An 841-nucleotide genomic window follows, 5' to 3' on the forward strand; every position below is an offset into this window, starting at 1 on the left:
CAGTGGGTGCCGCGGCAAGCCGCCGGGCTCACCTGGGCCGGAGCGGTGCTGTATGCGGCCGTGGTAGGCGGGCTGTTTTGGCAGGCGATGGCGGGCCGGCCGCTATGGGCCGCGTAACACACTGGCTTGCTTGTTCATTCATCCTATTTCTCAACTTTCCATGCTCTGGCTGGCAGCATTCAACGTCTTTATTTTCTTTTTTTTGGCTGGCCTGCATGGCTACTGGGCCCTGGGTGGGCAGCGAGGTTGGGCGCAAGCCCTGCCCGCTGCGGCCAACGGGCAGTTGCTGATGCGCCCTTCGGCGGGCCTGACGGCCGCCGTGGCCGTGGGCCTGCTGGCCATGAGCAGCCTGAACGCCGCATATTTGGCGCTGGGGCCGGGGGCTGCTCCCGGCGGACTACGGCTGGCACTGGGTGGGCTGGCCCTGCTGTTTACCTTGCGCATGGTGGGCGACTTTCGCTACGTGGGGCTGAGTAAGCGCGTGCAGCACACTACTTTTGCCCGCCTCGACACCCGTTATTACACCCCGCTTTGCGGCCTGCTCGCGGCCAGCTGCACCGCCCTGGCGCTGGCAGCATAGCCCCGGCAGAAGCCGCACCCTGCCATGCCCGCCCCCTCCGACCGACGGTTTTTGCTAGGCGGCATTCCGCTGCTGAGCCTGGCTATTGCCTTGGTGAACCTACCCACCGGCCCATACAGCCGCTGGCCGCTGGTGTTGGTGCATTGGCTGGTTTCGCTGTACTTCACTACCGGCTACTGGCTGGCCAACCGGCAGCTGTGGCGGGGGCTGCTGCACCGCCTGCCCCGCCCCGAGCAAACGCCCCGCCGCCTCTGGCTGCTG

Annotated in this window: 2 protein-coding genes; both read left to right on the forward strand. The window is 66.7% G+C overall.

Annotated elements, in window-relative coordinates; translation table 11 throughout:
• The first annotated feature begins 202 nt into the window (after positions 1 to 202).
• Entirely contained in the window at positions 203 to 580 is a 378-nt protein-coding gene (locus ACYVDE_RS24665; RefSeq protein ID WP_460504163.1) for a DUF3995 domain-containing protein, read from the forward strand.
• Positions 581 to 604: 24 nt separating this feature from the next.
• Positions 605 to 841: hypothetical protein (locus tag ACYVDE_RS24670; RefSeq protein WP_460504164.1), on the forward strand; the 237-nt coding region annotated here is incomplete at its 3' end.

It is taken from the genome of Hymenobacter agri (genome assembly GCF_054778495.1).